Here is a 9,237-nt window from a genome sequence, read left to right on the forward strand (position 1 = left end):
ACAGCCCCGGCGCACCCGCTTCTGGCATGTGCGGGGAAACCGCTCCCGCGGCCTTGTTGAGCTACCGACGCGTAACAGGCGCGGCGCGCCGGGGCCGGGAACGGGCGCGCGGAGCGCGGCACGGAGGCGGGGCACGGTTCCGGCCAAGCTCTCTTCGTGGTCATGACACGCGGCGGCCCCCGGTGCGAAGGTGGCGATGCGCCACCCCCCACGGTCGGCCACACCCCCCACCCCCCGGGGTCGGGTCGCCTTCACGGACGATCCGGCCCCGTCCCACCCGCACACCCGTCAGTTCACCGCGCGGCCCGTCGTCGCCTCCCCACGAGGTACGGCCCCGCCGGGACACGGCCCCGGGTCACCACCCGCGGCCCGCGCCCCGCCGGGTCCCGGCACCGGTCCGCGCTCCCCCCACTGGAACAAATCGACTGGGAGTCAGCGTTGTCCCGTAGCCCCGGCACGTCCCGTACCTCCCGTTTCTCCAGAACGGCTCTCGTGTCCGCCACCGCGGTCGCCTCCGCCGCTCTGCTCGCGGGGGCCCTCGGCGCCCCCGCCACGGCGGCGGACCGCACCCCGTCCGCGACGCCGCTCAAGATGACCGTCTCGCTCCGCGCGGACCTCCTCAAGGAGGCGAAGGCGGACACCGCGACGACGGCGCGCGCCCTCGGCCTCGGCGCCCAGGAGGAACTGCACGTCAAGGACGTCGTGAAGGACCGCGACGGCACCGTGCACACCCGCTACGACCGCACCTACCAGGGCCTGCGCGTCCTGGGCGGTGACCTGATCGTGCACACCGCGAAGAGCGGGAAGCAGCTCGGCGTCAACCGGGCGAGTAAGGCGGAACTCTCGCTCGACACGAGCCCCAAGACCCTCAAGGCCGCGCCGAAGGGCGCCACGAAGGTCGTCTGGGCGCCGCGCGCCACCAGCCCGGTGCTGGCCTACGAGACCGTCGCGAAGTCGGTGAAGAAGGACGGCACGCCGAGCGAGCTGCACACCGTGACCGACGCGGCGAGCGGCAAGCGGCTCGCCCGCTGGGACGGTGTAGAGACCGGCCTCGGGCACAGCGAGTACAACGGCGACGTCGAGATCGGCACGAGCCCGTCCTCCGGCGGCGGCTTCGAGCTGACCGACGCCGACCGCGGCGGGCACAAGACGTACAACCTCGACAACAGCTCCGCCGGGACCGGCGCGCTCGTCACGGACGACGACGACGAGTGGGGCGACGGCACGCCGGACGACCCGCAGACCGCCGCCGTCGACGCCGCCTACGGCGCGGCCGAGACCTGGGACTACTACAAGGACGTGCACGGCCGCTCCGGCATCGCCGGGGACGGCAAGGGCGCGACCTCGCGGGTCCACTACGGCAACAACTACGTCAACGCCTTCTGGCAGGACAGCTGCTTCTGCATGACGTACGGGGACGGGGCGGGGAACGCCGCGCCGCTCACCGCCCTCGACGTCGCCGCGCACGAGATGAGCCACGGCGTCACCGCCGCGACGGCGGGCCTCATCTACAGCGGGGAGTCCGGCGGGCTCAACGAGGCGACGAGCGACATCATGGCGACCGCCGTCGAGTTCTACTCCAACACCGACGAGGACCCGGGCGACTACCTCATCGGCGAGAAGATCGACATCAACGGCGACGGCAGCCCGCTGCGGTACATGGACGAGCCGAGCAAGGACGGCGCCTCGCGCGACTACTGGTCCTCGGACCTCGGCAACACCGACGTCCACTACTCCTCGGGCCCGGCGAACCACTTCTTCTACCTGCTGTCCGAGGGCAGCGGCGCGAAGACGGTCAACGGCGTGGACTACGACTCGCCGACCTACGACGACTCGACGGTGACCGGCATCGGCATCGACAAGGCCGCGCAGGTGTGGTTCAAGGCGCTCAGCGAGTACATGACCTCGACGACGGACTACGCGGACGCCCGCGCGGCCACGCTCAGCGCGGCCGGTGACCTGTACGGCGAGGACTCCGCCGAGTACCAGGCGGTGGACGCCGCCTGGGCCGCCATCAACGTGAGCTGACGGCACGGCACGGACATGAGGTAAGGGGCGTTCACCTGTTGAACGCCCTTTACCTTTGATCCCGTTCATCGGATCACCGCACCGCCCGCGCCGAAGCCGCCGGGCGCGACGCACACCGCGCGGCCCCGGCGCACCGCCTCGCGGCCTCGGCGCGACAGCACGCGCTCTCAGCGCATCAGCACGCCGCCCCCGTCCCCCTTCGCCTCCGCCGGCACCGCCACGAGCCCCAGCTCGGCGGGCGAGGCGAGGAGCCGGTGGGCGGGCAGGACACGCACCGTGTAGCCGAAGCTGCCCGTGCGGTCGAGCGCCAGCGGGCCCTCGTACGTCCAGCGGCCCTCCAGGTCGGGGCCCGCGCCGGCCGGCTTGAGCGGCACCGTGTGCGGCTCGCTGATCCGGTCGTCCGCGTCGACCCGGCCCGACACCACCTGCACCTCGACGTCCTCCGGCGCGAGCGCCCCGAGCGAGACGCGTACCCGCAGCCCCAGGCTCGCCCCGTACTCGGCGCCCGTGCCCGCGGCCGTCGTCTCCGGCTGCTCGACGGCGACCCGCTCCCAGCCCGCGCGCACCTTCGCCTTCCACGCGGAGAGCTGCCCGGCCGCCTCGGGCGTCAGGGCGCGGTGGGCGCGCGCCGCCGGGGTGTACAGGTCCTCCACGTAGTCGCGGACCATGCGCCCGGCGAGGACCTTCGGGCCCAGGCTCGCGAGGGTGCGGCGGACCATCTCGATCCAGCGGCCCGGCAGGCCCTGCGCGTCGTGGTCGTAGAAGCGCGGCGCGACGCGCTCCTCCAGGAGGCGGTACAGGGCCTCGGACTCCAGGTCGTCGCGGCGGTCCTCGTCCAGGTGGGCGCTGCCGTCGGCGGTGGGGATCGCCCAGCCGAAGTCCGGCTCGTACCACTCGTCCCACCAGCCGTCGAGCACGGAGAGGTTGAGGGCGCCGTTGAGCGCGGCCTTCATGCCGCTCGTGCCGCACGCCTCCAGGGGCCGCAGCGGGTTGTTGAGCCACACGTCGCATCCCGGGTAGAGGCTCTGGGCCATGCCCATGCCGTAGTCGGGCAGGAAGACGATGCGGTGGCGCACGCGCGGGTCGTCGGCGAAGCGGACGAGGTCCTGCACGAGGCGCTTGCCGCCGTCGTCGGCGGGGTGCGCCTTGCCCGCGACGACGATCTGCACGGGCCGCTCGGGGTGGAGCAGCAGGCGCGTGAGGCGTTCGGGATCGCGGAGCATGAGGGTGAGGCGCTTGTAGGAGGGGACGCGGCGCGCGAAACCGATCGTGAGGACGTCGGGGTCGAGCACCCCCTCGATCCAGCCGAGTTCGGCCGCGCCCGCGCCGCGCTGGCGCCAGGAGGCGGCCAGGCGGCGGCGGACCTCGCCGACGAGGCGGGCGCGGAGCTGCCCCCGCACGCCCCAGATGTCCGCGTCGGGGATGTCGGCGACGGCGTCCCATTGGTGGTGAGTCGCCCACCGCCATGGCCTCCTCGTGCGCGCGCGGCGCCGATGCGCCCGGCGCCGAGCGCGAAGACCTCGGGGGCGACCCAGGTCGCCGCGTGGACGCCGTTGGTGACGGAGGCGATCGGCACCTCCTCGGCGTCGAAGCCCGGCCAGAGCCCGGCGAACATCTCGCGGCTGACCTGCCCGTGCAGGGTCGAGACGCCGTTGGCGCGCTGGGCGAGGCGCAGGCCCATCACGGCCATGTTGAACAGGTGCGGCTGCCCGCCCTCGTACGTCTCGCGGCCCAGGCGCAGCACCTCCTCCACATCGAGCGCGGGCAGCTCGGCGTCCGGCCCGAAGTGGCGGGCGATCAGCTCGGCGTCGAAGCGGTCGATACCGGCGGGCACCGGCGTGTGGGTGGTGAAGACGGTCCCGGCGCGCACGGCTTCGAGCGCGGCGGCGACATCGGAGTGCACGGGGTTCTCGCAGGTCAGCAGCTCGTGGACGCGTTCCAGGCCGAGGAAGCCGGCGTGCCCCTCGTTGGTGTGGAACACCTCGGGAGCGGGGTGCCCGGTGAGGCGGCAGTAGGCGCGCACGGCGCGGACGCCGCCGATGCCGAGCAGCATCTCCTGGTGCAGGCGGTGCTCGCTGCCGCCGCCGTAGAGACGGTCGGTCACCTCGCGGGCCGCGCGGTCGTTGTCCTCGACCTCGGAGTCGAGGAGCAGGAGCGGCACGCGGCCGACCGCCGCCTGCCAGATGCGCGCGCGCAGGACGCGCCCGGCGGGGAGCGTGAGGGAGATCTCGGCGGGGGTCCCGTCCTGCTCGCGCAGCAGGCTCAGGGGCAGCTCGCCCGGGTCGAGCACGGGGTAGGTCTCCTGCTGCCAGCCCTCGCGCGAGAGGGACTGGCGGAAGTAGCCGTGCCGGTAGAGGAGGCCGACGCCGATGAGCGGGACGCCGAGGTCGCTGGCCGATTTGAGGTGGTCCCCGGCGAGGATGCCGAGGCCGCCCGAGTACTGCGGGAGCGCGGCGGTGACGCCGAACTCGGGCGAGAAGTAGGCGATGGCGCCCGGCAGCGCGGCCGGGTCCTGCCGCTGGTACCAGCGGCCTTCCGAGAGGTAGGTGTCCAGGTCGGCGGCGGCCTCGCCGAGGGCGCGCACGTAGTGCTCGTCGGCGGCGAGGGCGGTGAGCCGTTCCTGGTCCAGCGCGGCGAGCAGGCGCAGCGGGTCCTGCCCGCTCTCCTCCCACAGGACGGGGTCGGCGGCGCGGAACACCTCGCGCGTCGGGGGGTGCCAGGACCAGCGCAGGTTGCGGGCGAGCGTGTCGAGGGGGCGCAGGGGTGCGGCGAGTACGGGACGCACGGTGAATCGTCGGATGGCCTTCACGTTGCCGCCTTAGCGTCAGGAAGCTGAACAGAAGCGTCAGGAAGCTGCACGGACGGCCCTGTCACCGGCCGCGTTACCGGGACAAAGGCCGCTTCCCGGCGACCCTAGCGCGGGCGGTGCCCCGTCAACCACGGCGCGCGCGCTCACCCCGTACGCTCCCCGTGCCCCTCGTATGCGCCTGCCGGATCGCCGCCACCGCGCTCACCAGCCACAATCCGATGACGCGGGGCCGCACCCCCGGGCCTCGTGCGACGTGGCCGGAATTGTGTCCGTGGGGACGAGCCAGGAGTTAACACGCCGCCGGGTTGTCCATACGGATACCGGGGGAAGGCTTTCGCGGTAGCCCACCGCAGCACCCCTTTTTTCATCCGCCCACTCGGGTGAACGCGGACAGGAGCGGCCATGCCTCAGGGAAGCCGGCGAGGGAATCGGGTGAAGGCCCGGTCAACGGACGGCTCCGCGCTGCCGATAGACGGTGCGAAGGCTCAGGCGGGCCCCGCAGGGCCCGTTCCGCCCGTACCGCCCACGCGGTCCGTTCCGCCCGTACCTCCCGTACGGGCGGCGCGTTCCGCGCGGAACGCGTCCCCGGAGCCCCGCCGTGCCGCCCCACCACCCGCACCCGCACCCGCTACGTCACCAGGTGATGCCGTGAAAACCCCGATCGGCCGCATCCCCGTGCTGGATGTGTCCCCGCTCGTCGACTGCGGCCGCAGGCCCGCCAAGGCCGTCGTCGGCGAGACCTTCGAGATCAGTGCCACCGTCTTCCGCGAGGGCCATGACGCCGTCGCCGCCAATGTGGTGCTCAAGTCCCCGGACGGCCGTCCGGGCCCGTGGACCCCGATGCGAGAACTCGCGCCGGGCACCGACCGCTGGGGCGCCGAGGTCACCCCGGACATGGAGGGCCGCTGGACGTACAAGGTGGAGGGCTGGAGCGATCCGCTCGCCACCTGGCGGCACGCGGCCGGCATCAAGGTGCCCGCCGGGATCGACACCGCGCTCGTCCTGGAGGAGGGCGCGCTGCTCCACGAGCGCGCCGCGCGCAAGGTCCCCAAGCAGGACGGCAGGCGCGAGGTGGTGCTCGCGGCGGCCGACGCGCTGCGCGACACCTCGCGCACCCCGGGGCAGCGGCTGGCCGCCGCGCTCGCCCCGGAGGTGCGGGAGGTCCTGGACCGGCACCCGCTGCGCGAGCTGGTCAGTTCCTCGAAGCCGCTCAAGCTGCTCGTCGAGCGGCGCAGAGCGCTCGTCGGCTCCTGGTACGAGTTCTTCCCGCGCTCCGAGGGGGCGCGGGTCACGGCGGACGGGCGCACCCTCTCGGGGACGTTCCGGACGGCGGCCGAGCGGCTGCCCGGCGTCGCGGCGATGGGCTTCGACGTCGTCTACCTGCCGCCGATCCACCCGATCGGCACGACGCACCGCAAGGGCCGCAACAACTCGCTCGACCCGACGCCCGAGGACGTGGGCGTGCCGTGGGCGATCGGTTCGGCGGACGGCGGGCACGACGCGGTGCACCCGGAGCTGGGCACGCTGGAGGACTTCGACGCCTTCGTGGCGCGGGCCCGGGAACTGCGGCTGGAGATCGCGCTCGACTTCGCGCTCCAGTGCTCGCCCGACCACCCCTGGGTCAAGGAGCACCCGGAGTGGTTCCACCACCGCCCGGACGGCTCGATCGCGTACGCCGAGAACCCGCCGAAGAAGTACCAGGACATCTACCCGATCGCCTTCGACACGGACATGCCGGGGCTCATCGCGGAGACCTGCCGCGTCCTGCGCTTCTGGATGGACCACGGGGTGCGGATCTTCCGGGTGGACAATCCGCATACGAAGCCGGTCGTGTTCTGGCAGAAGGTGATCGCGGAGATCAACGGACGCGATCCCGACGTCATCTTCCTCGCGGAGGCGTTCACCCGCCCCGCGATGATGCGGACGCTGGCCGCCGTGGGCTTCCAGCAGTCGTACACGTACTTCACCTGGCGCAACACCAAGGAGGAGCTGACGGAGTACGCGCGGGAGCTGGCGGGTGAATCCGCGTGGGTCATGCGGCCCAATTTCTTCGTGAACACCCCGGACATCCTGCACGGCTATCTCCAGGACGGCGGGCCGCCCGCCTTCGCCACCCGGGCCGTGCTCGGGGCGACGCTCTCCCCCACCTGGGGGGTGTACGCGGGCTTCGAGCTGTACGAGAACCAGGCGCTCAAGCCCGGCTCCGAGGAGTACCTGGACTCCGAGAAGTACCAGCTCAGGCCACGTGACTGGGAGGGGGCCGAGCGCGCGGGACGCTCGCTGGCCCCGCTGATCACCAAGCTCAACCGGCTCCGCCGGCTGCACCCCGCGCTCCAGCAGCTGCGCCGGGTGCACTTCCACCACGCGGACCGGGACCAGGTCATCGCGTACTCCAAACGGGCGGGCAACGACGTCGTACTCGTGGTCGCGAACCTCGATCCCCACCACACCCAGGAGGCGACGGTCTCGTTGGACATGCCGGCGCTCGGCCTCGACTGGCACGAGACCGTCCCGGTGCGCGACGCGCTCACCGGCGAGACCTACCACTGGGGCAGGGCCAACTACGTGCGCCTGGAGCCGGCCACCACGCCCGCGCACGTGTTCACCCTGCGACCGTCCCCGCTGATCGGAGGGTCACCCGCATCATGATCGTCAACGAGCCCGTCCCCGACACGTTCGAGGACACCCCGCGCAAGGACCGCGATCCCGACTGGTTCAAACGCGCCGTCTTCTACGAAGTCCTCGTCCGGTCCTTCCAGGACAGCAACGGCGACGGAGTCGGCGACCTCAAGGGCATCACCGCGAAGCTGGACTACCTGCAATGGCTCGGCGTGGACTGCCTCTGGCTCCCGCCGTTCTTCCAGTCCCCGCTGCGCGACGGCGGCTACGACGTCTCGGACTACACCGCCGTGCTCCCCGAGTTCGGGGACCTCGCGGACTTCGTGGAGTTCGTGGACGCCGCCCACCAGCGCGGGATGCGCGTCATCATCGACTTCGTCATGAACCACACGAGCGACCAGCACATGTGGTTCCAGGAGTCCCGCAAGGACCCCGAGGGGCCGTACGGCGACTACTACGTCTGGGCCGACGACGACAAGGCGTACAGCGACGCGCGCATCATCTTCGTGGACACCGAGGCGAGCAACTGGACCTTCGACCCGGTCCGCAAGCAGTACTACTGGCACCGCTTCTTCTCGCACCAGCCGGACCTCAACTACGAGAACCCGGCGGTCCAGGAGGAGATCCTCGCGGCGCTGCGCTTCTGGCTCGACCTCGGCATCGACGGCTTCCGGCTCGACGCGGTCCCCTACCTCTACGCCGAGGAGGGCACCAACTGCGAGAACCTGCCCGCGACGCACGAGATGCTCAAGCGGGTGCGCGCCGAGGTGGACGCGCACTACCCGGACACCGTGATCCTCGCCGAGGCCAACCAGTGGCCCGAGGACGTCGTGGACTACTTCGGCGACTTCGCCAAGGGCGGCGACGAGTGCCACATGGCCTTCCACTTCCCGGTCATGCCGCGCATCTTCATGGCGGTGCGGCGCGAGTCGCGCTACCCCGTCTCGGAAATCCTCGCGAAGACCCCGGCGATCCCCTCCGGGTGCCAGTGGGGCATCTTCCTGCGCAACCACGACGAGCTGACCCTCGAAATGGTGACGGACGAAGAGCGCGACTACATGTACGCGGAGTACGCCAAGGACCCGCGGATGCGCGCCAACATCGGCATCCGCCGCCGGCTCGCGCCGCTGCTCGACAACGACCGCGACCAGATCGAGCTGTTCACGGCGCTGCTGCTCTCGCTGCCGGGCTCCCCCATCCTCTACTACGGGGACGAGATCGGCATGGGGGACAACATCTGGCTGGGCGACCGCGACGCGGTGCGCACCCCGATGCAGTGGACCCCCGACCGCAACGCCGGGTTCTCCTCCTGCGACCCGGGCCGGCTCTTCCTGCCGACCATCATGGACCCGGTCTACGGCTACCAGGTGACGAACGTCGAGGCGGCGATGTCCGCCCCGGCCTCGCTGCTGCACTGGACCCGCCGCATGATCGAGATCCGCAAGCAGAACCCCGCCTTCGGGCTCGGTTCGTATACGGAGCTGCCCTCCTCGAACCCCGCGGTGCTCGCCTTCCTGCGCGAGCTGCGCTCGGAGGACGGCACCTCGGACGACCTGGTGCTGTGCGTGCACAACTTCTCGCGCTTCGCCCAGCCCACCGAGCTGGACCTCCAGGCGTACGCGGGCCGCCATCCGGTGGAACTCATCGGTGGCGTGCGCTTCCCCGCGATCGGTGAACTGCCGTACCTGCTGACCCTCGCGGGCCACGGCTTCTACTGGTTCCGGCTGCGCAAGGACCCGGCCGAGCGCTGAGCGCTCGCGGCCCCCGCCCCCGCGCGGGGG

General features: G+C 72.0%; 3 protein-coding genes and 1 pseudogene. 3 read left to right on the forward strand and 1 reads right to left on the reverse strand.

Features of this window, described 5'->3' with window-relative positions; translation table 11 throughout:
- The first annotated feature begins 492 nt into the window (after positions 1–492).
- Complete coding sequence (locus tag SSBG_RS07195; protein WP_037869144.1) at positions 493–2,028, forward strand: M4 family metallopeptidase; 1,536 nt, start codon at positions 493–495, stop codon at positions 2,026–2,028.
- 167 nt (positions 2,029–2,195) lie between these two features.
- On the opposite strand, the pseudogene glgP reads toward SSBG_RS07195, so the two are convergent.
- Positions 2,196–4,837 (reverse strand): annotated as a pseudogene (gene glgP, locus SSBG_RS07200) (alpha-glucan family phosphorylase).
- 648 nt (positions 4,838–5,485) lie between these two features.
- Between glgP and SSBG_RS07205 the strand changes: the two are divergent.
- Together SSBG_RS07205 and treS are read left to right on the forward strand one after the other, a co-directional pair.
- A complete protein-coding gene (locus tag SSBG_RS07205) occupies positions 5,486–7,486 on the forward strand; it encodes an alpha-1,4-glucan--maltose-1-phosphate maltosyltransferase (protein ID WP_008745542.1) in 2,001 nt (666 codons plus the stop codon).
- Positions 7,483–9,207, forward strand: a complete 1,725-nt coding sequence (gene treS, locus SSBG_RS07210) for a maltose alpha-D-glucosyltransferase (protein ID WP_008745543.1) — start codon at positions 7,483–7,485, stop codon at positions 9,205–9,207. Before SSBG_RS07205 ends, treS begins: the two co-directional genes overlap by 4 nt.
- The last annotated feature ends 30 nt before the right edge of the window (positions 9,208–9,237 follow it).

It is taken from the genome of Streptomyces sp. SPB074 (assembly GCF_000154905.1).
In the GTDB taxonomy this organism is placed as follows: Bacteria; Actinomycetota; Actinomycetes; order Streptomycetales; family Streptomycetaceae; genus Streptomyces.

What these genes read in the sequence shown, in the direction of transcription:
- treS (WP_008745543.1), top strand. Translation starts at nt 7,483, where the DNA reads ATGATCGTCAACGAGCCCGTCCCCGACACGTTCGAGGACACCCCGCGC.